This is a genomic window from Nitrospirillum guaranorum (assembly GCF_034653275.1).
Classification (GTDB): Bacteria; Pseudomonadota; Alphaproteobacteria; order Azospirillales; family Azospirillaceae; genus Nitrospirillum.
Genome location: NZ_JAYEES010000004.1, coordinates 104,048 through 127,590 on the forward strand (window position 1 = coordinate 104,048; position 23,543 = coordinate 127,590).

A 23,543-nucleotide genomic window follows, 5' to 3' on the forward strand; every position below is an offset into this window, starting at 1 on the left:
CCCGGAAACCCAGAGTCCGGGCCGTTTCTTTTCGCCAGTCCCTTTCCGGTCTTTCTGGTCTTTTCCCGGGCTTTAATGGACGGCGTGCCCTTCTGCTATGGAATTTTAATGGGCTGATGGCGGCTCAATGGGGGCCTGGACGACCTCGCCTGAACGACCCCTGCCCGGACACACCGCCATGTTGGGCTTCACCACCCTGATCGACCTCATCACCCATACCCCCGACGCCGCTCCCGACATCGCCAAGGCGAACCAGCCGCCGCGCGTGGCCGACTGGTCCTTCGCCACGCCCGCCCACCTGCCGGCCGGCGGCTCCGTGCGCGTCGACGTTGCCGCCGGCCGGGTTTGGATCAGCGATCCCCGTCGGGCGGGCGACTTCCCCCTGGCGGAGGTCGCGGTGCAGCCCATCCGATCAGCCGACATCGCCCGGCCGGAAGCGCTGGCCCAGGTGGTCCTGTGGGCGGGGGAGCCGGTGCCCTGGCGCTACCGCATCCCCTGCGCCTCTTGGCGGCAGGCCCGCACCGTGGCGGCGGAATTGGCCCTGGTGCTGGAACGGGCCGCCGGCGAAGAGGGCAGCCGCTGCCTCAGCTTCTGACCTTCCCCATGCGCGTCTTGCGGGTGGGGTACCGCTTTGGCCGGCGTGGCCTGAAGGCGGACCCCGCCCTGGGTAGGCCGCCGGTTCAGACCCCCGGCGGCCTATTCCCTTTGTGCGACGCAAAACCTTCTTCGCGCCTGCGAGAGCGGTTGGTTATACTGCGGCCTCGCGGGGTTATCCCGGCGCCGGTGGCAAGCGGCGCGGGACCGACTGGAGAGGGAAAGCTGATGGCCTTTACCGACGCGACCGGCCCCAAGGGGCCATTCGAGATGCCCGAGGGCTTTCTTGACCCCAGCAATCATTGGCCTTTCCGCCTGTGGCAGGACGGGCTGGCCTACACGGTCGACGCCTTCCAGCGCACAGCCCTGGTGATGGACGTGCTGCGCCAGCGCGGCGCCCAGTACCATGAGCACATGGCCCAGACGGCGCCCACGGTGCTCAGCTTCGAAAGCGAGACGGTGCTGGATGGCGCCACCTTGCCGCGGCCGGTGAACTATTCGCTGCAACGCATCATCCCGCCGGCGGGCATCGAGCTGGACCTGAAGAAGCGCCCCTTCGTCATCGTCGACCCCCGCGCCGGCCACGGCCCCGGCATCGGCGGCTTCAAGTCCGACAGCGAGATCGGCGTGGCCCTGGCCGCCGGCCATCCCTGCTATTTCATCGGCTTCCTGCCGCGCCCGGTGCCGGGCCAGACGGTGGAGGACGTGATCGCGGCCGAGGCCGCCTGCCTGGAAAAGGTCATCGAGCTGCATCCGGAGGCCGAGGGCAAGCCGGTGGTCATCGGCAACTGCCAGGCCGGCTGGCAGCTGATGATGACGGCGGCCATCCGCCCCGACCTGTTCGGCCCCATCATCATCGCCGGCACGCCCCTGTCCTTCTGGGCCGGCCATCGCGGGCAGGACCCCATGCGTTACAGCGGCGGCCTGCTGGGCGGCAGCTGGCTGACGGCCTTCGCCAGCGACATGGGCGCCGGCCTGTTCGACGGCGCCTGGCTGGTGCAGAACTTCGAGAACCTGAACCCCGCCAACACCCTGGTGGGCAAGCAGTACGCCCTGTGGGACAAGGTCGACACCGAGGCGCCGCGCTACCTGGGTTTCGAGAAGTGGTGGAACGGCCATGTCCTGCTGAACGGCGAGGAAATCCAGTACATCGTCGACAAGCTGTTCGTGGGCAACCGCCTGGCCACCGCCGACATCGTCACCAAGGACGGGGTGCGCGTGGACCTGCGGGCCATCCGCTCCCCCATCATCGTCTTCTGCTCCAAGGGCGACAACATCTCCCCCCGCCACAGGCGCTGGGCTGGATTTGCGACCTGTATGAAAGCGTGGACGACATCCGTTGCCACGGCCAGACCATCGTCTACGCCGTGCATGAAAGCGTGGGCCACCTGGGCATTTTCGTTTCCGCCGCCGTGGCGCGGAAGGAGCATCGCGAGTTCGCGTCCAACATCGATTTCATCGACGTGCTGCCCCCTGGCCTGTACGAGGCGCAGATCCTACCGGCCGAGGCCGCGCCCTCGGGCCAATCGGGGCAGGAGGGCGACCCCAACGTCTTGCGCTTCGCCGCGCGCAGCATAGCCGACGTGGCCGCCCATGTGGAGCCGCTGCCGGATGACGAGCGCCGCTTCGCCACCGTGTCCCGTCTCTCCCGCGTGACGCTGGGCCTCTACCGCGACTTCATGCAGCCCTGGGTGCGCCAGCTGGTGGGGGAGACGACGGCGGAAATCCTGCGCGGCCTGCACCCCCTGCGCCTCAGCTACGAACTGTTCTCCGACACCAACCCCTGGCTGAACGGCGTGCCGGAGCTGGCCGCCGCCGCCCGGCGCGACCGCCGCCCGGTGGGGTCGGAGAACATGTGGCGCAACCTGGAACAGCGGCTGGCCCGCCAGATGGAAACGGCGCTGGACGTCTACCGCGACCGCCGCGACGCGACGGCGGAGGCGCTGTTCATGGGCATCTACGGGCACCCGCTGACCCAGGCGCTGTTCGGCCTGAACGCCGACGACGCCCCGCCCCGCAGTCATCCCGGTGAAACCCCCGAACACCGCCGCTTCCTGGCGGAACAGGGGGCGGAGCTGCGCCGGCGGCTGCACGTGGGCGGCCTGCGCGAGGCCGGCATGCGGGCCCTGCTGCACGTGGCCCTGGCGGAGCGCATGGCCGACGCCCGTGGCTTCAACGCCCTGCGCGGCCTGCGCGACACCCATGGCCGCGGCATGGAACTGGAGGAGTTCAAGCACCTCGTGCGCGACCAGTTCCTGATGCTGCTGCTGGACCCGGCGGCGGCCCTGGAAACCCTGCCCGAGCTGCTGGCCGGCGCCACGGCGGAAGAAATCACCCGCGTTTCGGAAGGGCTGGTGACGGTGGCCGGGGCCGCCGGCCCGCTGGACACCAAGGGCCAGGAACGGCTGGACAGCCTGGTGGCCCTGTTCCGGGACTTGGCCGCCAAGGCGCCCAAAGCTACGGGCAAGGCTTCGGCCGCCGCCACCGCCCCGGCGCCCGGTACCGAACTGTCCAACCCGGTGCTGGACGCGCCGCCGGCCGTCGCCCCGCCCGCGCCCGAGGAGCCGGCTGAAGAGCCCCTGGCGGTACCCAGGGCACCGGCCAAACCAGCCACGGCCAAGGTGCGCCGCGCCAAGGCGGCCCCCACGCCCAAGGAACCGCCGCCGGCGGAAACCTCCATCATCACCGATACGCCGGCCTCCCCACCCGTGGATGTGGCGGCGGAGCCCAAGCCCGGCCCCGTGGCCACGGCCCCGGTGACCGTGCCCAAGCGCGCGCCGGCACCCCGCCGGGCCAAGGCCCCGCGCCGGTAAGGGCGGCTAGACCGTGACCGCCTTCACCTGATCCGCCAGCGCGTCCAGCGCTGGCTGGCGGGTGAAGGTGGGACGGCTGACCAGGCGGATGAGCCGTCCCGTCGCCGTCCCGGCCAGGGGACGGAAGACCACGTCCTGACGGCCCGCATGGATCGCCGCCGCCAGGGCCGGCACCAGGGTGGTGCCATAGCCGGCCGCCACCATGTTCAGCAAGGTTTCCAGGCTGGTGGCCCGCAGGGACCAGCCGCCGGGGTCGGGCCGGGCGCAGGCGGCCAGGGCCTGGTCGCGCAGGCAGTGTCCATCGGCCAGGACCAGCAGGTCGGGCGCCAGCGCCGCCTCGTCCACGGCGTCGACTGTTCGCGCCAGCGCGTGGTCGGGGGGCATGGCGGCCAGGAAGCCCTCCTGGAACAAGGGCCGCTCCATCAGGTCGTCACCCGCGACCGGGGTGGCGATCAGGGCGGCGTCCAGCTGGCGCCGGCGCAGCCGTTCCACCACGGCGTCGGTCGTGTCCTCCCACAACTCCAGCGTCAGGGCCGGGCAGCGCCGGCGCAGGGGCGCGAACACCCGGGGCATGAGATAGGGCCCCAGCGTGGGGATGACGCCCAGGGTCAGGGGGCCGGCCAGCGGGTCGCGCGCGTCCGCCAGGGCCACGATGGCGTCGGCCTCCGCCACCGCCCGGGCGGCGTGGACCAGCACCTCCTCCCCCAACGGCGTGGGCGCCACCCATTTGTTGGTGCGTTCGAACAGGGGGGCGCCCAGTCGCGCCTCCAGCTTGGCCACCTGGCTGCTGAGGGTGGGCTGGCTGACGTTGCAGGCGGCGGCGGCCCGGCCGAAGTGGCGGTGCTGGGCCACCGCCAGCAGGTATCGCAGGTCACGCAGGTTCATGGGGTTGGCCGTCCGAATGATGGGACGTCCATATACATGATCTATCGTCACAATACGAACAATCGATTTTACGCATGAAGCCTGGCCGGCCTACCTTTCCCTTGTCGGGCGCACGGACGCCCCAGCCAATCGAAGACCCAATCAAAGACGACGAGGGACGATAGTCATGACCAGCCAGCCGCCCCGCATGACCACCACCGGGGGCGCCCCCATCGCCGACAACCAGAACAGCCTGACCGCCGGCCCGCGCGGCCCCGTCCTGATGCAGGACTATCAGCTGATGGAAAAGCTGGCCCACCAGAACCGGGAGCGCATTCCGGAGCGGGTGGTGCATGCCAAGGGATGGGGCGCCTTCGGCACCCTGACCGTCACCCACGACATCACCCGCTACACCCGCGCGAAGGTGTTCGGGGCGGTGGGCAAGAAGACCGACCTGCTGATCCGCTTCTCCACCGTCGCCGGTGAACTGGGTGCTGCGGATGCCGAGCGCGACGTGCGCGGTTTCGCCGTCAAGTTCTATACCGAGGAAGGCAATTGGGACGTGGTGGGCAACAACACCCCCGTCTTCTTCATCCGCGATCCGCTGAAATTCCCGGACTTCATCCACACGCAGAAGCGCCACCCCCGCACCAACCTGCGCAGCCCCACGGCCATGTGGGACTTCTGGTCCCTGTCGCCGGAAAGCCTGCACCAGGTCACCATCCTGATGTCGGATCGCGGCCTGCCGCCCAGCCCGCGCTTCATGAACGGCTACGGCAGCCACACCTACAGCTTCTGGAACGACCAGGGCCAACGCTTCTGGGTGAAGTTCCATTTCAAGACCCAGCAGGGCCACAAGCACCTGACCAATGACGAAGCCGCCCAGGTTGTGGGCCGGTCGCGCGAAAGCTACCAGGAGGACCTGTTCGGCAGCATCGAGGCGGGCGACTTTCCCCGCTGGACCCTGCAGGTCCAGGTGATGCCCGAGGCCGATGCCGACAAGACGCCCTACAACCCGTTCGACCTGACCAAGGTGTGGCCGCACGCCGACTATCCGCTGATCGACGTGGGCGTGGTGGAGCTGAACCGCAACCCGGACAACTACTTCGCGGAGATCGAGCAGGCGGCGTTCAGCCCGTCCAACGTCGTCCCCGGCATCGGCCACAGCCCGGACAAGATGCTGCAGGCCCGCATCTTCTCCTACGCCGACGCCCACCGCTACCGCCTGGGCACGCATTACGAGGCGCTGCCCGTGAACCAGCCCAAGTGCCCGGTGCACCACTATCACAAGGACGGGGCCATGCGCTTCTTCCGCAACGACACCGGCAACCCGGACGCCTATTACGAGCCCAACAGCCTGGGCGGCCCGGCGCAGGACCCCAGCGTGGCCGAACCGCCGCTGCGCCTGTCGGGCGAGGTCGACCGCCATGACCACCGCGCCGGCAATGACGACTACAGCCAGCCCCGCGCCCTGTTCACCCTGATGGACCAGGGCCAGAGGGGCCGGCTGTTCGCCAACATCGCCGCCGCCATGCAAGGCGTGCCGCAGGCCATCGTGGAGCGCCAGCTGGGCCACTTCGCCCTGGTCCACGCCGACTACGCGGCGGGTGTGCGCCGGGCCCTGGCCCAGGGCGAGGGCGCCGGCCGGCCGGAGACGGCCATCCCCTGATCAACACCTCCTCCCTGACCCATCCCACCCTGGCGCCCGTCCCCCAAACCGGCCCTTCCCCGTGATCCCCCATCGGGAAACGGCCTTGGCACCAGGGAACCTGGTGACCGGGTGTGCTCAAAAAGCCACCCGGTCACATTTTTCTTTAACAATCGCGCACTTTCAGGTTGTGGCCGGGCGGCCCGACGGCTTAGCCTCCAGCCCATCACAACAAAGGGTCATATTCCGATGCGCCTCGTCACCCAATTCAGCCAGCAAACCGCTGTGCCGGTTGGGGCGGGGCTTTGTCTGTTTATGACAGGGGTTTGGGAGGATCACGGCTAAGCGCCGTCCCCGACGCACCCGATAACAGGCCCCGCGAGCAGCTGCCCGCGGGGCTTTTTGTTGTGCCCCAATCCCGCCGATGCCGCCGTCCCGCCCCGTGCCGGGCGATGGCGTCACCACCCGGCAGACCCAGCGTGGCGCGGGAACGACCTTTTAAAATTGGGATGGTTCTCATGGACTTGGATACGCTGATCACCATCGCGCCCAACCTGTTCTTGCCCGCCGCGTTCGCCGGCATCTTCCTGAAGGCCATGCTGCTGGGCCTGGGCGTGGCGGCGCCGGTGGGCCCCATGGCCTTCCTGTGCATGCGGCGCACGCTGGCGGGGGGCTGGCGCCTGGGCCTGGCCACCGGGGCCGGCATCGCCACGGGCGACGGCGTCTACGCCGGTGTCGCCGCCCTGGGCTTGACGGAGGTCTCGGCCTTCGTCACCGACCATGGCCGGCCGCTGCACCTGCTGGCCGGGCTGTTCCTGGGCTGGCTGGCCTATGCCGCCCTGCGGCCCAAGCCGGCCGGCCCCGAAACGCCCAAGGACGATGGCCGTCCGTCCGCCATCTCAACCCTGTCCCTGCCGCGCGCCTGGGCTTCCTCCTTCCTGCTGACCCTGACCAATCCGCCCACCATCATCGTCTTCGCCGCCATGCTGACGGCCTTCGTCCCCCTTTCGGCCCTTTCGGGGGCGGCCCTTTCCGGTGCGGAGGTGGCGCGGCTGCGGATCGCCACCACGGTGGCGGGCGTGGCGGTGGGCTCGCTGCTGTGGTGGGTGGTGCTGGTGGCCGGCGTGGTGGCGTTGCGCGGCATGATGGCGCCGCGCGTGGCCCGGGCGCTGGACGTCACCGCCGGCCTGGCTTTCCTGGCCTTCGCGGCGGTGGAGCTGCACCGGGCGGTCGCGTCGTGAGGCATGGAGGCCGTGGGGTCAGCGTCCGCGGTATCGGGCCAGGACATGCCGGCCCTCGGGAGACATCTTGGGCAGCACCTCCATCATGATGTCCTCCAGTACCGGGCCGATGGGTTGGCGCTGTTCGCGGGCGTTGGCCATGGCGGCGCGCAGCGCGTCGGGGTCCAGGGGCGTGCGGTCGATCTCCGCCCGCACCTGGTCCATGGCGGCGGTGAAGCGGCCCTGCGCCGCCTCCAGCTGCGCCATGTGGCTGGCGATGGCCCCGCGCAGCAGGCTGCGATCCCCGGCCGGCAGCTGTTCCGCCAACTGTCCCACCACGGTGGCCAGCGCGTTGCCGGCGGCGGAGCGGGCCAGCAAGGGGGGTAGGGCGCCCAGGGCCGCCCGCTGGCGCCATTGCTGAGCGCCCACGAAGGCCAGCAGGAACAGGTTCAGGGCCAGGGACAGGAGGAAGAGGAAGCGCAGAACCGGTGACCGCATGGGGGCGAACCTTTTATGAAGAATCGGGCGGACGGGGAAGGGGGCGTTACTGCACCAGCCAGTCGCCGCCCACGCCGGCCAGGGTGAACAGGGCGGCCAGAGAGGCCGTGGCCGTCTCCTCGGGCGTGGGCGTCAGCCAGGTGCCGGCTAGCCAGCCGGCCACCGCCATGGTGGCGAAGATGGCGCCGGCCGGCCGCCAGGACAGCCAAGGGGTTGAAGGGGCGGGAGCCTGGCGCCGGCGGATGCGGCGCAGGCTGGCGTCGATGCCGGCCTGGACGCGGGCCGCGCCCGGCGCGTCATCTCCCAAGCCATCACCGGCAATGGGGGTCCAGCGACGCAAGGCGGCCTCCCATAGGACGCGCGTGTCCGCGTCCCGGGCACGCAGGCGCCGGGCGGCACGTTGGGTTCCCGGCGGCCAGTGATCGATGTCCGGCCCGTGGGCCGCCAGCAACTGGGCGAATTCCTCAATGGTCATGGCTCACCCTTCCTTCCAGCAAGCTCATTGCCGTCCTTGATCAGCGCCCGTTCCAGCGCGCCCCGGGCACGATACAGCAGCGACCAATAGGCGCGCAGGTTCAGGCCCAGCACGGCCGACGCCTGGGGTCCCGGCATTTCCTGGTAATAGAACAGCACCAGGGCCGCGCGCTGCTTTTCCGGCAGGCAGGCCAGGGCGTCGCGCACGCGCCGCTGTTCCGACCGGCGTTCCATCGTCTCGGCGGCCCCCTCGCTGGGATCGGCCACGTCCATCGCCGCCTCCAGCGGGGCATGGCGGCGGCCGCGCAGGCGGTCGAGGCACAGCCGGTAGGTCACGGTGTAAAGCCAGGTGGACAGCTGGGCGCGGCCGGGCGTCCAGCGCGCCGCGTGGTTCCACACCCGCACCAGCACCTCCTGCGCCACGTCGTCGGCCTCCGCCTCCGAGGTGAGCAGGCGCTTGGCCAGCCGCCAGGTGGCCGCGTAGTGGCGCTGGCCCACCTGGCGCAGCGCCCGCTCATCCCCTTGGGCGACACGGGCCATCAGGGTGTCGTCGTCCGCCTCGTCGTCCCCATCGGCGGCGGGCAGGCGGCTCCAGGGCTGCTGGCCCGTCACGGGATGTCCTGTCGCGGGCGCGCGGTGTGTGCGCTCAGGCTGTCGCCGGGGCGGCCGAACAGTTGGCGCAGGCGGGCGTTTACCCCCCGCGCACGGGCCGCGTCATGGGCCATGGCCTTCCATTCGCGCAGGCACACCACCAGCGGGTTGCCGCTGGGCGCGCCATGGGCCAGGCCGTAGGTCAGCGGCACGTCGGACGATGCCTGGGCGAAGGTGCGGAACAACCGGTCCCAGACGATGACCACGCCGCCATAGTTGCGATCCAGGTATTCCGGGTTGCTGGCATGGTGCACCCGGTGGTGGGCGGGGGTGTTCAGCACCCATTCCAGCGGGCCCAGGGTGCCCACCGCCTCGGTATGCAGCCAGAACTGATAGAACAGGTTCAGCGCCAGCATCGCCGCCACCGCCACCGGGTTGAAGCCCAGGAAATACAGGGGAACGTAGACCAGCCAGCCGCCGGACAGCACGTCCGTCACCCCCAGCCGGAAGGCGCTGGCCAGGTGCAAGGCGGTGGGGGAATGGTGGACGCTGTGCGACGCCCAGACCCAGCGCACCTCATGGCCCAAGCGATGGGCCCAGTAGTAACAGAACTCCTCTCCCGCGAACAGCAGGGCCAGCCCCCATCCGCGGTCCAGCGGCACGGTGGCGACGCGGTGGGTCCAGGCGTACCAGGCCACCGGCGCCACGACGCCGGCCAGCGCCAGTTTCGTGGGTATGCGCATCAGGAAGACGGCGACGGAGGTTGCCGTTTCCGCCCAGGGGTAGGGCTGTCGCCGCGCGGCGTACCAGGCCACTTCCGCCGCCACGGCGGCCGCGACGAAGGGGTAGAACTTCAGGGGAAGGACGCTGGCGCCACCCAGGATGGCCATGGCCGAACCTCGCGGGGAAACGGGGGATTCGGCGCTGATACGGCGGCCGGCCCCCCGGGTATTCGGGCGGGTCGGCCGGATTTTGGAAAAACAGGTTCGAATAGTTGGCCGGGGCGGCGGCGTATCAGGCGCAGGCGGCCGAATTGGCCGTCCCTGTCCCCTGTCAGCAAGGATACCTCCCATGATGACCAAGACGCTTGTCGGCATGTCCCTCGCCCTGTCTTTGGCCCTGGCGCCCATGGCCGCCCTGGCCCAGTCACAGGCCCAGGCCCAGTCACAGGATGGCCAGCCGGCCCACCCGGCGGCCCGCGCCGCCATGAAGGCCTGCCAGCCCGACCGCCAGGCACTGTGCAAGGATGAACAACCCGGCGGTGGCCGCGTCCTGGCCTGCCTGAAGGCGCATGAGGACAAGCTGTCGGCCGACTGCAAGGCCGCGCTGGCCACCCTGCCGGCCAAGGGTCAGGCGCCCCAGAACCAATAAGGCCGGGCCGACAAGGACGGGCCCGTAGGAAGGGGGTCCACGGGCGGCCCCGCCCTGTGCAAACAGACAGGGCTGCCCTCCAACCCAAGGCGTTGGCGGGGGCGGACGATCTGCTATTCTGCGGCCCTCCGGACCCGGAATGGGGTTCGTCCTTCGGAGCCCGCGTTTCCATGCCTGCCGCCGCGCCGCCACCATCCGCCCCGCTGTCCCCGGTCGCCACCGCCCCGGTTTCGACATCCGGGCACGCGCATAGCGCCGCCGCGTCCGGCGCGCCGGAGCGGCTGACCCTGGCCCTGCCCAAGGGCCGCATCCTGGATGAGGTGCGGCCCCTGCTGGAGGCCGTGGGCCTGAGGCCCGAGGCCGCGTTCGACGATCCCAAGAGCCGGGCGCTGCGCTTCGCCACCAACCTGCCGCATGTGGAGATCATCCGCGTGCGCAGCTTCGACGTCGCCACCTTCGTCGCCTTCGGCGCCGCCCAGATGGGTGTGTGCGGCAACGACGTGCTGATGGAATTCGACTATCCCGAAATCTACGCGCCCCTGGACCTTGGCATCGGCCATTGCCGCCTGGCGGTGGCCGAGCCGGTGGCCGAGGCGCAGGGCGACGACCCCTCGCGCTGGAGCCACGTGCGCGTGGCCACCAAGTATCCGGAGGTCACCCGCCGCCACTTCGCCCGCCGCGGGGTGCAGGCGGAATGCATCAAGCTGAACGGCGCCATGGAACTGGCGCCCAGCCTGGGCCTGTGCCAGCGCATCGTCGACCTGGTGTCCAGCGGCGCCACCCTGAAGGCCAACGGCCTGGTGGAAATCGAGCATATTGCCGACGTGACCTCGCGCCTTATCGTTAATCGCGCCGCCTTCAAGACCCGCCATCCGGAGATCCAGGACTGGATCAACCGTTTCACGGAGGTTGTCACCCATGCCGCGTGAACTGCGCACCACCGATGCCGGCTTCGAGGCGGACTTCGACCGGCTGCTGCATGCCAAGCGGGAATCCCAGAGCGATGTCGCCGACGCCGTGGCCGAGGTGCTGCGCGATGTGCGCCTGCACGGGGATGAGGCGCTGATCAAATATACCAGCCGCTGGGACCAGCTGGACCTGACGCCCGACCGGCTGCGCATCGCGGAATGCGAGATCGAGGCCGCCGTGGCCGCCTGCGATCCTGAGGTGATCGAGGCGCTGAAGGTGGCCGCCGGCCGCATCGAGGCCTTCCACCGCCGCCAGACCCCCGACACCTACGATTACGTGGACGAGGCGGGCGTGCGTCTGGGTGCCCGCTGGACGCCGCTGTCGGCCGTGGGCCTGTACGTGCCCGGCGGCCTCGCCTCCTATCCCAGCTCCGTCCTGATGAACGCCATCCCGGCCAAGGTGGCGGGGGTGAAACGCCTGGCCATGGTGGTGCCGACGCCGGAGGGGGCGCTGTCCCCTCTGGTGCTGGCGGCCGCCCGCATCGCCGGGGTGGATGAGATCTACCGCGTGGGCGGCGCCCAGGCGGTGGCGGCGCTGGCCTACGGCACCGCGACCATCCGGCCGGTGGACAAGATCGTGGGGCCGGGCAACGCCTATGTCGCCGCCGCCAAGCGCCAGGTGTTCGGCACCGTGGGCATCGACATGATCGCCGGCCCCTCGGAAATCCTGGTGGTGGCCGACGGCGCCAACGACCCCAGTTGGATCGCGGCCGATTTGCTGTCCCAGGCCGAGCATGACAGCAGCGCCCAGTCCATCCTGATCAGCGATGACGCCGCCTTCATCCAGGCGGTGCGGGCGGCGGTGGACACCCACCTGAAGACCCTGCCGCGCGCCGTCATCGCCGGGGCCAGCTGGCGCAACAACGGCGCCACGGTCCTGGTGCGCGACCTGGACGAGGCGGTGGCCCTGGTCGACCGTCTGGCGCCGGAGCATCTGGAACTGGCGGTGGCCGATCCGGACGCGCTGGCGGCCAAGGTCAGCCACGCCGGCGCCATCTTCCTCGGCCGCTACACGCCCGAGGCCATCGGCGACTACATCGCCGGACCCAACCACGTGCTGCCCACGGCCCGCAGCGCGCGCTTCTCCTCCGGCCTCAACGTGCTTGACTTCATGAAGCGCACCACCCTGGTGGGCTGCGACGCCGACAGCCTGGGCCGGCTGGGGCCGCAGGCCGCCATCCTGGCGGATGCGGAGGGCCTGGGCGCGCACGCGCTGTCGGTCCGCGTCCGGCTGGCCCGCTGAGGGGACGCCCGGATGTCGGACGCCAGCCGCCAGCGCATCGTCCATGTCCAGCTGGTGGAGCAGTCGGCCATCCGCCGCCGGCCGGAGGTGGAGCATGAGCGGGCGGTGGCGCTGTTCGACCTGGTGGAGGAGAACCAGCAGTTCCAGCTGGTCGACCATCCGGACGCCGGGCCCTACCGCCTGTTCCTGTCCATCGAGGACAACCGCATGGTCTTCGACCTGCGGGACGAGGGGGATGCGGAGGTAGACCGCATCACCCTGCCGCTGACGCCGCTGCGCACGGTCATCCGCGACTATTTCCTGATCTGCGAGGGCTATTACAAGGCCATCAAGACCGCCAGCCCGTCGCAGATCGAGGCCATCGACATGGGACGGCGGGGCCTGCACAACGAGGGCTCCGACCTGCTGCGCGAGCGTCTGGCCGCCAAGGTGACCATGGACCATGGCACCGCCCGCCGCCTGTTCACCCTCATCTGCGTCCTGCATATCCGGGGCTGAGGGGAAAGATGGCGGAGCGCCCGGATCCTTTCGCCGCCTTCGCCCCTGCCGTGCATCCGGCCCAGATCACCAGCGTGCTGTTCGCCTGCACGCACAACTCCATCCGCTCGCCCATGGCGGCGGCCCTGCTGCGCCACCTGCACGGCCATCGCCTTTATGTCGACAGCGCCGGCGTGCGCGAGGGCGACCCCGACCCCTTCGCCGCCGCAGTGATGGAGGAAATGGGCATCGACATCAGCCGCCACCGCGCCAAGACCTTCGACCAGCTGGAGGACACCAGCTTCGACCTGGTGGTGTCGCTGTCGCCGGAGGCGCAGCACCGCGCCGTGGAAATGACCCGCACCACCGCCTGCGACGTGGAATTCTGGCACACCTTCGATCCCAGCTTCATCGAAGGCAACCGCGAGACCCGCCTGGCCGCCTACCGCCAGGTGCGCGACAGCCTGCTGGCCCGCATCAAGCAGCGGTTTCCGCTGGGGCCTGTGCCGGTGTTGTGAGGGGCGCTTGGCATGCGAGGATGCTGGGGCACGCCGCCATCACCAAGGCCGTGGCCACGATGGGCAAGGGGCGCTGACGATCAGCTTGGTCAGTGCCCGTCCCGCCCATACCAGAAGCGGTCCGGCAGGGCCGCCGTTTCCGGCGACAGCAGCGGGTTGGGGATCTCGATGCGGCGGCGGCCTTCCAGGTGGGCCTCGGTCAGCATCTGGCGGATGTAGGGGCTGTCGTTGAAGTACTTCAGGAAGCTGCCGTCCTCATAGGCCTTCAGCAGGCCTTGTTCGATCACTGATGCCAGGGCCTCGTTGGCCTTGCTGGTATAGAAGAAACTGTCGAAGGGGTAGACCAGGACCAGGTCGCTTTCCACCGCCAGGTCGGGCACGTCGGGCGTGCGCTGGGCCACCTCGGCGAAGATCTCGTTGGCGCCGCGGGGGAAATAGTCGATGCGGTTCAGGCCCACCAGGCGGAACAGCAGGTCATAGCGGAAGGCCTCCACCGGCAGGCCCGCCGCCTGCAGGATGTCCACGTCGGGCCAGCCCAGGGCCTGGCCGGCGGTCAGGCGCCTCAGGTCGTCCAGGCCGCGCACGGTGGAGAACTTGGCCTGCGCCGCCTTGTTGATGATGAACAGGCGATAGCCCAGCACCCCCCGGAACAGGGGGATGCGGATGGGCCGCAGCTCCCGCTCCAGCTTGGCCGACATGCCGTTCCACAGCAAGGTCACCTCCGTGCCCTGCTGCAGGGCCACGGCGGCGCGGGCCTGTTCCATGACCGTGGCGCTGGGCCGGATGGTGTAGCGGGCACCCACCTTGTCCAGGGCCAGGCGCAGCAGGCCCAGGGGGTATTCGTCCCGCGGATCGGTGGCGCTTTCCGTGGCGCGGGGATAGATGATGGTGAAGACCTCGTCATTCTGCGCGCGCGCCGGCGCCGGGTGCGCCTCATCCGCCGGCGGCGCGGCGGTGCCGGCACCCCGCGCGTTCGTCGTCACCAAGGCCGTGCACAACAGTGCCGTGGCCACCCGCGTCCACCCCATCGAACCGTCCCCCGCAGGCCGTGCCGCATCCCCCCGGCGACGGCGTGGCCCCTGATCTTGCCTTATGCGTCACCATTTGCGGCGCGTATTTTGACAAATGAAATCGTTCCCGGACGCCGATGCCGGAATTCGTCGCGGGCCGGTTCAGCGCCGTGGCGCCAACCGACACGTTATGGAACAATTACCGCCTGCCCTTTCACAACCCGGCGGTGTCTGATGCGTTGGCTTGGCGTGGTGCTCGCGTACCTGTTGGTTCCTGTTTCCGTGGCCGGTTCTTTCGCCCAGGCCCAGACGAAGCCGCCCGAAGCGCCGCCGCCCGGGGCAAAGCCCGCTTCCGCCCCGCCACCCCTGATGCTGCAGCACCCCAGCCTGTCGGCCAGCCTGATCGCCTTCGATTACGGCGGCCAGATTTGGACCGTGCCGCGCGCGGGCGGCCAGGCCACCCTGCTGGTGGCGGGCCAGGGGCAGAACAGCGGCCCGGTGTTCTCCCCCGACGGCAGCCTGGTCGCCTACACCGGCACCTATGACGGCAACACCGACGTCTACCTCGTGCCGGCGGGCGGCGGCCAGCCGCAGCGCCTGACCTGGCACCCCGGCCGCGACGTGGCGGTGGGCTGGACGCCGGACGGAAAGAACGTGCTGTTCCGCACGCCGCGCACCACACCGCGCGACCTGGACCAGCTCTACACCATCCCCGTCACGGGCGGTGCGGCCACCCAGCTGCCGCTGCCCTCCGGCTTCCAGGCCAGCTACTCGCCGGACGGCGGCCGCCTGGCCTACGTGCCCTTCTCGCAATGGCAGCCGGCGTGGAAGCACTATCGCGGCGGCCAGACCTCGCGGGTGTGGATCGCGGCGTTGAGTGACAGCAGCGTGGTCAAGATCCCGCGCGACAATTCCAACGATCGCAACCCGCTGTGGGTGGGCGACACCGTCTATTTCCTGTCGGACCGCGAGGGGCCGGTGGCCCTCTACGCCTACGACGTCAAGACGGCCAAGGTCACGCCCGTGGTCCGCAACGCCCAGGGCTTCGACATCCAGTCGGCGGCGTCCGGCCCGGGCGGCATCGTCTATGACCAGTTCGGCACCCTGAACCTGTACGACACCACGACCCACCAGGCGCACGCCGTGCCGGTGACGATCTCCGGTGAGCTGCCGCAGACCCGCGCCCACCTGGAAACCCTGGATCCGGGGCAGATCCTGCACGCCGCCCTGTCGCCCACCGGCAAGCGGGTGCTGTTCGAAACCCATGGCGAGATTCTGTCCGTGCCGGCGGAAAAGGGCGACGTGCGCAACCTGACGCAAAGCCCCGGCGTGGCCGACCGCGACCCCGCCTGGTCGCCGGACGGCAAGACCGTGGCCTGGTTCTCCGACCAGGGTGGGGAATACGCCCTGCACCTGCGCCCCGCCGATGGGCTGGGCCCGGTGAAGGTGATCGCCCTGGGCCAGCCGCCCAGCTATTTCTACGGGCCGCTCTGGTCGCCCGACAGCAAGAAGATCGCCTACACCGACAAGCGGCTGAACCTGTGGATGGTCGACGTGGAGCATGGCACGCCGGTGAAGGTGGATACCGACCGCTATGACAGCCCGGCCAGCCAGCTGAACCCCGCCTGGTCGCCGGACAGCCGCTGGATCGCCTATGCCAAGCAGCTGCCCAACCACCTGCACGGCGTCTTCGTCTACGGCCTGGCCGACAAGAAGGCGCAGATGGTGACGGACGGGCGCAGCAACGCCACCTCCCCCCGCTTCGACAAGAGCGGCAAGTACCTGTACTTCGTGGCCTTCACCAACAACGGTCTGGACCAGGGCTGGCTGGACATGTCCAGCATGGGCCGCGCCACCGACGGGCGGGTCTACGTCATGGTGCTGCGCCGCGACCTGCCCTCACCCCTGGCACCGGAGAGCGACGAGGAAGCGGCCGCCGATGGCAAGAAGGCCGGCCAGGAGGACGGCGACAAGAAGGGGGATGACAAAAAGGGTGACGGCAAGAAGGCTGCGGAGGTCCTCATCGACTTCGCCGGCCTGGACCAGCGCACCCTGGCCCTGCCCATCCCCCGCGTGAACCTGGCGGGCATCGAGGTCGGGACGGAGGGCATCGTCTTCGCCGCCGCCCAGCCCGTGGCCCTGACGGACGAGGATTACCTGGAGGGCGACGAGAACGGCCCGCCCAGCCTGGAGGTCGCGCGCTTCGACCTGAAGACGCGCAAGACCGACAAGTTCGTGGACGGCGTGGACGCCGGCAGCTTCCTCGTCTCCGCCGATGGGCGCAAGGTGCTGTACGCCCAGCATGGCCGCTGGTTCGTGAACGGGGCCGACAAGGCGCCCGACGCCGGGGCCGGCGCCCTGAAGCTGGACGAGATGCAGGTGTGGGTCGACCCCCGGGCCGAGTGGCGGCAGATGTACCATGAGGCTTGGCGCATCGAGCGCGACTTCCTCTACGATCCCAAGGCCCAGGGCCTGGATCTGGCCAAGGCCGAACAGGTCTATGCCCCCTTCCTGGAGGCGCTGGCCGGCCGCGTGGATCTGAACGCCCTGTTCGCGGAGATGACCGGCCACATCGGCCTGGGCCATACCTTCGTGGGCGGCGGCGCCTTCCCCAAGCAGGACAAGGTCAGCGTCGGCCTGCTGGGCGCCGACTACCGCGTCGTGGCCGGCCGTTACCAATTCGCCCGCATTCTGGAAGGCGAGAACTGGACGCCCGGCGCCCGGGCGCCGCTGACCCAGCCGGGCGTCAACGTCGCCGTGGGCGACCTGCTGCTGGCGGTCAACGGCAACGAGGTGAAGACGGACCAGGAGGTGTATCGCTATTTCCTGGGCACGGCCGGCAAGCAGACGGTGCTGACCGTGGGCCCCAAGGCGGACGGCAGCGGGTCGCGCCAGGTGACGGTGGTGCCCTTGCCCTCGGAAACCAAGCTGCGCCTGCACACCTGGATGGAGGAGAACCGGCGCAAGGTGGACCAGCTGTCGGGCGGGCGGCTGGCCTATGTCTACCTGCCGGACACGGCGGCGGGCGGCTTCGCCAACTTCAACCGCTACTACTACTCGCAAGTGGGCAAGCAGGGCGCCATCGTGGACGAGCGCTTCAACCACGGCGGCCAGATCGCGGACTTCATCGTCGAGCAGATGAAGAAGACGCCGCAGATGATCGACGCCACCCGCGAGGGGGAAGAGATGGTGGAGCCGGCGCAGGCCATCTACGGCCCCAAGGTCATGATCATCAACCAGATGTCGGGCTCCGGCGGCGACGCTCTGCCCTGGCTGTTCCGCAAGGCCAAGCTGGGCACCCTGGTGGGGGTGCGCACCTGGGGCGGCCTGGTGGGCATCGGCGGCTATCCCCCGCTGATGGACGGCGGTTCCATCACCGCGCCGCGCTGGGCGCTCTACGGCACCCATGGCGAGTGGGAGGTGGAGAACATCGGCATCCCGCCGGATGTGGAGGTGGAGCAGGATCCCGCCCTGGTGCGCCAGGGCCACGACCCGCAGCTGGAAAAGGCGGTGGCCGTGGCGCTGGACCAGCTGGCCAAGAACCCGCCCCAGACCTTCACGCGGCCTGCCTATCCGGACCGCAAGCCGGTGCTGCCGGAGGGGGGGCGGTAAGGTGGTGGCGACGGGCGCGGGCCATCATCCGCGCCCTTTTCTCCGCGAAGTCCCTTTATACAGCCTCCGCCACCGCCCCGTCCGGCGGCGTGTCCCGGGCCGGGGCGGGGTCGGGGATGCGCAGGCCGTGGGTGTGGGCCAGCATGGCCTGGGCGATTTCCCGCTCACCCATGATGACCAGGCTGGCGCCGTGCTGGCGCAGATGGTCCACGGCGGCGTCGGTGTGGGCGCGGGCGATGATGTCCAGCTGGGGGTTGCGCTTGCGCGCCTGGGCCACCACCTGCCCGGCCTCGAAGCTGTTGGGCACGGCCACGAACAGCCACCGCGCGCCGTCCAGGTTGGCGGCGGCCAGCACATCCGGCTGGGCCGCGTTGCCGGCGATGACCTCCTGCCCGGCGCCGCGCAGCTGTTCCAGGATGCCGGTGTCCTCTTCCACCACCAGCACGGGCGTGCCGTCGTTGCGCAGGGCCTCGCCCACCAGGCGGCCGACGCGGCCGTAACCGATGATGATGGCGTGGTCGGTCAGGGCGGTGGGTTCCGGCGCCGTGAACGTCTTGGCCTTGGCCGCCGCCTCCGCCGCCTCCGCCTCGCCGGTGGTCACCGCCGCCTTGCGCTGGCGCTGGGCGGCCAGGCGCTGCAGGCCGATGAACACCAGGGGGTTCAACAGGATGGACAGGATGGCCCCCGCCAGGATCAGGCTTTGCCCCGTGGGCGGCAGCAGTCCCAGGTCCACGCCGAACGCCGCCAGGATGAAGGAGAACTCACCGATCTGCGCCAGGCCGCCGGCGATGGTCAGCGCCGTGGGGACGCTGTGGCGGAAGGCGCGCACCAGCACATAGGCTGCCGCCACCTTGCCCACCAGGATGATGGCCAGCGTGCCCAGCAGGGGCAGCGGATGGTCGATCAGGATGTGCCAGTCGAACAGCATGCCCACCGACACGAAGAACAGCACGGCGAAGGCGTCGCGCAGCGGCAGCAATTCCTCCGCCGCCTCGTGCGCCAGGGGGGATTCGGCCAGGGTCATGCCGGCGAAGAAGGCGCCCAGGGCGAAGGACACGCCGAACAGCTCGGCGGCCCCAAAGGCCACGCCCAGCGCCACGGCCAGCACCGCCAGGCGGAACAGCTCGCGGGAGCCGGTCTGGGCGACGCGGTGCAGGATCCAGGGGATCAACCGGCGCCCGCCCACCAGCATCAGGGCCACGAACAGGGCGACCTTGCCCAGGGTCAGCGCCAGGGTCAGGCTCAGTTGTGACCAGGACGGCGTGCCCATGCCGCCCAGCAGGTCACCCAGCGCCGGCAGCAGCACCAGCGCCAGCACCATGGCCATGTCCTCCACCACCAGCCAGCCGATAGCGATCTTGCCGCCCTGCGTCTCCATCAGCCGGCGTTCCTGCAGCGTGCGCAGCAACACCACCGTACTGGCGACCGACAGGGCCAGGCCGAAAACCAACCCCGCCCCCAGGCCCCAGCCCATCAGGTGGGCAAGGCCCATGCCCATCAGGGTGGCGACGCCGATCTGCGCCAGCGCGCCGGGAATGGCGATCAGTTTCACCGACATGAGGTCGGACAGGGAGAAATGCAGGCCCACCCCGAACATCAGCAGGATGACGCCGATCTCCGCCAGCTGCGACGCCAGGTGCTGATCGGCGACGAAGCCCGGCGTGAACGGGCCCAGGATGACCCCCGCCAGCAAATACCCCACCAGGGGCGAGATGCGCAGGCGGGTGGCGATGGCGCCCAGGACGAAGGCGCAGCCGAGGCCGCCGACGATGATGGCGATCAGGGGGGTCTCATGCATCATGGGTGGGGGGTGGCCTCCGGATATGGTTTTGGGGGCGGACGCCCCGGTTTCGCGGGGGCACCCTAGCAGGCCGTGCCGCCCCATCCCACCCCGCAGCGGGCGGAATCCGCATGGCGTCGGCATTTTACGGACTGGAATGGAAACGGCAGTGACGGGGGGCACCAGGACCCCACGTCACCGCCGTTGTTCACATCGTCATTGGCCCAGGCGCGCCACGTTGTCGTCGGAATTGCGGTCGATCAGCTTGTTGTAGGGATCGATGCCGACGAACGCCGGCTTCCTGTCCACCACCAGCTCGATGGTCTGGTCACCGAAATGGAGCGGGTGCTTGGCCAGATGGATGACGTCCTGGTCGCCGAAGGCTCCCTTCCCCGGTTCGGCGCTGAACAGGCCGATGTCGATGGGCATGGCGATGAAGGGGATGGGCGCCTCCTTGCCTTGGCCGTCCGCCTCGAACTTGGCGGCGCTGACGGTCACGCTGACCTTGTACCGCCCGTCAGGCAGGGCCTCGGCATGCGAGGCCGTGACCTTCAGGTCGTACAGCACGATCTTTTCCAGCATGTCGCTGATCAGGTCGGTCTGGTCCGGCGCCTCCGCCTTCAAGGCCGCCACCAGGTCGGTGGACAGGGCGTAGCGATCGGTACGGGCCTTGCTTTCCCTCAGCAGGCGGGCCAGCGCCCGGTTCACCGTATCCTCGCCCAGGTAGTCCTTGAGCGCGTACAGGGCCAGCGAGCCCTTCTGGTAGTGGATGTAGGGCTGACCCTCCACCCGCACCAGCGGCAGTTCCTCCAGATCCTCGTGCCCGCGGGCGGCCAGGTAGCGATCCAGTTCGAATTTCAGGAACTTGCGGATCTGGTTGGGCCCGTACTCGTGCTCCATCACCATCAACGCGGTGTACTGCGCCAGGCTTTCCACCAGCAGGGTGCCGCCCTGGACGTTGGCGGCGATCAGCTGATGGCCCCACCACTGGTGGGCCACCTCATGCGCCGTCACATAGAACACGGGGTCGATCTTGGTCTTGTCCCGCAGGTCGGTGATGAAGCCGATGCCCTCGGAATAGGGCACGGTGTTGGGGAAGCTTTGGGCGAAGCTGGCGTAGTCCGGGAACTCCAGCACCCGCAGCTGCCGGTGCTGATAGGGCCCGAAGTTCCGGCTGGCGTAAGTCAGCGCCCGCTTCATGCCCAGCATCATGCGGTCCACGTTCCAGGCATGCGGCTGGTGGTAATAGACCGCCAGGTCCACGGCGTGGTCGCCCTCGCCCCAGGTGTCCCGCGCCACGGTATAGCGGGCGGACAGCCAGGATTCGAAATGGGCGATGGGGCTGTCGGTGCGATAGTGGAAATAGCGGCGCTCGCAGCCCATCGCGTCCTTGGCCGTCCATTCCTTTTCCAGGTAGCCCGGCGCGATGGCGATCTGGTCCGGCACGGTGGAGATGGTGGTCTCGAAATCCACGAAGTCGGCGTCGGGCCCCAGGTCCGACACCGTCCATTGGCTCTGGTCCTCCAGCTTGGGCATGCGGTCGATGGGATCCAGGCCATGGCGGCGGCGCTTGAACTTGTCCTCCAGCAGGCGTGCGCGGTCGAAACCGATGATGGGCAGGGCGCGGCGATAGCCGATGAAGCTGCCGTTATCCACGACAGGGGGGGCCACGGCGTCGTTGGTGAATCCGGGGTTGCGCTGGCTGATGGCGAAGTCCAACCGGCGCGTCTCCCCCGGCGCCAACGGCTGGTCCAGGGTGAAGATGTAATAATTCAGGGCGTGGTCTTCGGTGGTCAGCTTGGCCCCGTCCAGTGCTGCCTTTTCCAGCGTGATGCGCACGGGCAACACCATATGCACCTGGCCAATGGGCGCCTGGGTGCGGTTCTCCAGCGTGTAATGCCCGCGGGCGTCAAAACCCTGAAGTTCGGGATAGATGTCCACGTCCACCGACACCTTGGTGATGCGGGGCTGGGGCAGGGTCTCATACCGGCGGTAGGTCCGTTCGAACGCCACCTCCTGGTCCTCGGTCATCCGCCGGTCTCGGTATTCGTTCAGGACGTGGGTGTTGTGGTGGATCCAGACGCCGCTGCCGATGAAGGCCAGCAGCAGCACGCCCGCCAGGGCGCGGGTGGGGGCGGTCCAGCCGGTCACCAGCGCCCGGCCCCGGTCGCGCCAGGTCAGGGTGCGGCTGCGGGGCCACAGCATATGGCTCAGCAACAGCAGCAGCAGCGCCGCCATGCCCCAGTAGACGTTGAACCAGGAATGGGCCAGCAGGAACCGGCCATAGCCGTTCATGTCCGACAACCGCAGGTCCGGCGCGCCGCCGTAGAGCAGCAGGTTGTCCTCCAGTCCCAGGCGCTGCGCCACCAGGGTCAGGACGACATAGACAACCATGATGGCATAGCCGACGAACTTGTTGGGGGACAGCACCTGCACGAACAGGGTCAATGCCGCCACGATCAGCATGTCCGGAAAGGCCATGCCCAGCAGGGGCTTCAGGTACAGGCCGGGTTCGATGGGCACCGGTCCCCGGGCGATTTGCATCCCTATCGTGGGCACCATGGCCACCAGCCACAGGCCGGCCAGCACCATGGCCACCGCCAGGAACTTGGACAGGGTGAAGACCCAGCCCGGGGCCGGTGTGGCACCCAGGATCTCGGCCACCCCCGCCTGCCGTTCCCGCCACACGAATTCGCCGGTGTAGTAACCGGCGATGGTCAAGGGGGCTATGGTGAAGGTGCCCAGGATCGCCAGCACCATCAGCCGGGTCACAGGATAGGCGGCGGTGCCGTAGAAGGTTTTCTGCAGCAGCAGTGTCGCCATCATGTTGATGACGCTGAGCGCCAGCAGGATCCAGAGGCTGGGGCTGCGCAAGGTCGCGCCCACCTCGAACGCCAGGCGCCGGCGCAGCATTTGCCAGGCGGCCCTAGCCCCAAGTCGCCCAGCACCCAGGCGGGGGGCGACGGGTCGCAGGGGGACCGGGGATGCGGGGGCATCCGTGGTCCGGCCTGGGGCGGCCTGGCGGGGGGCGCGGCGCAACGCCCAGCCATCGGCCGCCAGTCCCAGGCCGAACAGGACCAGCGCGGCGCTTATCCAGATCAGGCGGTTGCCCAACAACTCCCCCGCCAGGGCGGGCAATTGCGTGTTGCGCTCCACCACCGTCCAGTAGCGGGTGGCGTTGGCCAGCGGCGCCAAGCCGAACGGGTCGATATAGGCGGCAAGGGTGCGGCGGGCAGGCTCCGCCATCGCGCTGCTGATCAAGGCGTAGCCGCTGATCAGGATGATCATGACGACATAGGTGGCCATCTGGCGGCGGGTGAACGCCGCCACCAGGAAGAACAGGGCGCCCGTCACCAACAGGTTGGGCAGACTGAACACGCCCAGCGCGAACAGATAGTCCAGCGGGCGGAAGGCGCCGAAATGCTCAGGATCCACCCACCAGGCCAGGCGTCCCAGCAGGATGCCCCATTGGCAGGACGAAACCGCGACGGCGCAGGCCGCGAACGCGCCGATCAACCGCCCCGTCAGCATCAGCGGGCGTCGCACCGGTGTGGCCCCCACGATGCCGGCCATGCCGGTGTCGGCGTCCCGCAGCACCGGGTCGGTCAGGCCGCGCAGGCCGATGGTCATGCCGAACAGGCTGAGGATGGCCGCGATCTGCAGGACCACGACCGGGCTGTCCATGTGGACGCCGTTGCTGCGGCCCCCGATTTGGACTTGGTCGATGGTGGTGGCCAGGAAGGTGATCAGGAAAAAGATGATGAAGTTGATGATCAACGCCGGTTGGCGCAGCTGATAGCGCAGCTCGAACCAGGCGATACGGGCGATGAGGCACAGCGCGGCCATGGGCGGGACCTGTCCG

At 69.4% G+C, this 23,543-nt stretch carries 17 protein-coding genes and 1 pseudogene; 10 read left to right on the top strand and 8 right to left on the bottom strand.

What is annotated here, in order from left to right:
- Positions 1-178: 178 nt before the first annotated feature.
- Positions 179-595, top strand: a complete 417-nt coding sequence (locus UAJ10_RS22230; RefSeq protein ID WP_322917456.1) for a hypothetical protein — start codon at positions 179-181, stop codon at positions 593-595.
- A 371-nt stretch (positions 596-966) separates the two neighbouring features.
- A pseudogene (locus UAJ10_RS22235) lies at positions 967-3,407 on the top strand (DUF3141 domain-containing protein).
- A gap of 6 nt (positions 3,408-3,413) precedes the next feature.
- Here UAJ10_RS22235 and UAJ10_RS22240 read toward each other — a convergent pair.
- A complete protein-coding gene (locus tag UAJ10_RS22240; protein WP_322917457.1) occupies positions 3,414-4,292 on the bottom strand; it encodes a hydrogen peroxide-inducible genes activator in 879 nt (292 codons plus the stop codon).
- Positions 4,293-4,458: 166 nt separating this feature from the next.
- On the opposite strand from UAJ10_RS22240, the gene UAJ10_RS22245 reads away from it, so the two are divergent.
- Positions 4,459-5,940 (top strand): catalase, encoded by a 1,482-nt coding sequence (locus UAJ10_RS22245; protein WP_322917458.1) that lies wholly within the window; start codon positions 4,459-4,461, stop codon positions 5,938-5,940.
- 497 nt (positions 5,941-6,437) lie between these two features.
- Complete coding sequence (locus UAJ10_RS22250; protein ID WP_322917459.1) at positions 6,438-7,160, top strand: LysE family translocator; 723 nt, start codon at positions 6,438-6,440, stop codon at positions 7,158-7,160.
- A gap of 18 nt (positions 7,161-7,178) precedes the next feature.
- Here UAJ10_RS22250 and UAJ10_RS22255 read toward each other — a convergent pair whose 3' ends face one another.
- The 4 genes from UAJ10_RS22255 to UAJ10_RS22270 are packed head-to-tail and all read right to left on the bottom strand — an operon-like array spanning position 7,179 to position 9,592.
- A complete protein-coding gene (locus UAJ10_RS22255; protein WP_322917460.1) occupies positions 7,179-7,637 on the bottom strand; it encodes a periplasmic heavy metal sensor in 459 nt (152 codons plus the stop codon).
- Positions 7,638-7,683: 46 nt separating this feature from the next.
- Positions 7,684-8,112, bottom strand: a complete 429-nt coding sequence (locus UAJ10_RS22260) for a hypothetical protein (RefSeq protein WP_322917461.1) — start codon at positions 8,110-8,112, stop codon at positions 7,684-7,686.
- Positions 8,109-8,723 carry a sigma-70 family RNA polymerase sigma factor gene (locus UAJ10_RS22265; RefSeq protein ID WP_322917462.1) on the bottom strand — a complete coding sequence of 205 codons (615 nt, stop codon included), beginning with the start codon at positions 8,721-8,723 and terminating at the stop codon, positions 8,109-8,111. The genes UAJ10_RS22260 and UAJ10_RS22265 overlap by 4 nt, the downstream gene beginning before the upstream one ends.
- Complete coding sequence (locus UAJ10_RS22270; RefSeq protein ID WP_322917463.1) at positions 8,720-9,592, bottom strand: sterol desaturase family protein; 873 nt, start codon at positions 9,590-9,592, stop codon at positions 8,720-8,722. Before UAJ10_RS22270 ends, UAJ10_RS22265 begins: the two co-directional genes overlap by 4 nt.
- Positions 9,593-9,773: 181 nt before the next feature.
- On the opposite strand from UAJ10_RS22270, the gene UAJ10_RS22275 reads away from it, so the two are divergent.
- The 5 genes from UAJ10_RS22275 (at position 9,774) to UAJ10_RS22295 (ending at position 13,279) form a co-directional block, all read left to right on the top strand.
- The gene (locus UAJ10_RS22275; RefSeq protein WP_322917464.1) at positions 9,774-10,073 is read left to right on the top strand and encodes a cysteine rich repeat-containing protein; all 300 of its coding nucleotides are present in this window, start codon (positions 9,774-9,776) and stop codon (positions 10,071-10,073) included.
- Between the two features lie 170 nt (positions 10,074-10,243).
- Positions 10,244-11,002, top strand: a complete 759-nt coding sequence (gene hisG, locus UAJ10_RS22280) for an ATP phosphoribosyltransferase (RefSeq protein ID WP_145608718.1) — start codon at positions 10,244-10,246, stop codon at positions 11,000-11,002.
- A complete protein-coding gene (gene hisD, locus UAJ10_RS22285) occupies positions 10,992-12,284 on the top strand; it encodes a histidinol dehydrogenase (RefSeq protein ID WP_322917465.1) in 1,293 nt (430 codons plus the stop codon). Before hisG ends, hisD begins: the two co-directional genes overlap by 11 nt.
- 12 nt (positions 12,285-12,296) lie before the next feature.
- Positions 12,297-12,782, top strand: coding sequence for a UPF0262 family protein (locus tag UAJ10_RS22290; protein WP_322917466.1), 486 nt, complete (start codon positions 12,297-12,299; stop codon positions 12,780-12,782).
- A gap of 8 nt (positions 12,783-12,790) precedes the next feature.
- The gene (locus UAJ10_RS22295) at positions 12,791-13,279 is read left to right on the top strand and encodes an arsenate-mycothiol transferase ArsC (RefSeq protein WP_004272607.1); all 489 of its coding nucleotides are present in this window, start codon (positions 12,791-12,793) and stop codon (positions 13,277-13,279) included.
- 89 nt (positions 13,280-13,368) lie between these two features.
- Here the strand turns inward: UAJ10_RS22295 and UAJ10_RS22300 are convergent, their stop codons facing one another.
- Positions 13,369-14,307, bottom strand: a complete 939-nt coding sequence (locus UAJ10_RS22300; RefSeq protein WP_322917467.1) for a hypothetical protein — start codon at positions 14,305-14,307, stop codon at positions 13,369-13,371.
- Positions 14,308-14,523: 216 nt separating this feature from the next.
- On the opposite strand from UAJ10_RS22300, the gene UAJ10_RS22305 reads away from it, so the two are divergent.
- Positions 14,524-17,901 (top strand): S41 family peptidase, encoded by a 3,378-nt coding sequence (locus tag UAJ10_RS22305; protein WP_322917468.1) that lies wholly within the window; start codon positions 14,524-14,526, stop codon positions 17,899-17,901.
- A gap of 55 nt (positions 17,902-17,956) precedes the next feature.
- Here UAJ10_RS22305 and ybaL read toward each other — a convergent pair whose 3' ends face one another.
- On the bottom strand, positions 17,957-19,702 hold the full coding sequence (gene ybaL / locus UAJ10_RS22310; protein ID WP_322917469.1) for a YbaL family putative K(+) efflux transporter: 1,746 nt from the start codon (positions 19,700-19,702) through the stop codon (positions 17,957-17,959).
- A 195-nt stretch (positions 19,703-19,897) separates the two neighbouring features.
- A complete protein-coding gene (locus UAJ10_RS22315; protein WP_322917470.1) occupies positions 19,898-23,527 on the bottom strand; it encodes a M1 family aminopeptidase in 3,630 nt (1,209 codons plus the stop codon).
- Positions 23,528-23,543 lie beyond the last annotated feature (16 nt).